Below are 605 nucleotides of genomic sequence, written 5' to 3' on the forward strand. Positions count from 1 at the left end.
CCGATGCGCTGCCGGATCCCGACCGCGCCGCCTGGCAGCGCCGCCTGACCGACGCCTACGCGGCCACCGGCCCGGAGCCCGCGGTGATCGACGCCCTGAATGTGCTCGTGCAGGACGGGGCCGAGCCGTTCCGGCTGCTGGCGCGCCTGCCGTTCGGAGACGCGCATGGCTGAGCGGCATCTCGGCCTCCAGCCGGCCGTCGACCCGAGCGCCCGGATCGTCGAGTGCCATCTCGGCCGCTACACCGAGATCGGCGCCCGCACGCGCCTGACCGAGACCGTGCTCGACGATTATTCCTACATCGGCCAGGACGGCGAGGTCATCTACACCACCATCGGCAAGTTCTGCTCGATCGCCGCCGCGGTGCGGATCAACCCGGGCAACCACCCGATGGAGCGCGCGAGCCAGGCGCATTTCACCTACCGGGCCCAGGCCTACTGGCCCGAGGAGGCGGACGAGGACGCGTTCTTCGCGCGCCGCCGGGCCAGCCCGGTGACCATCGGGCACGACGTCTGGATCGGCCACGGGGTGGTGGTGCTGCCCGGCCGCAGCATCGGCACCGGCGCGGTGGTCGGGGCGGGCGCGATCGTCACGCGGGACGTCCC

General features: G+C 73.1%; 1 protein-coding gene. It reads left to right on the top strand.

Features of this window, described 5'->3' with window-relative positions:
* Positions 1 to 165: 165 nt before the first annotated feature.
* A partial coding sequence (locus FV228_RS32040; protein WP_147857996.1) for a chloramphenicol acetyltransferase occupies positions 166 to 605 on the top strand: 440 nt, incomplete at its 3' end.

Source organism: Methylobacterium sp. WL18, from assembly GCF_008040015.1.
GTDB lineage: Bacteria > Pseudomonadota > Alphaproteobacteria > Rhizobiales > Beijerinckiaceae > Methylobacterium > Methylobacterium mesophilicum.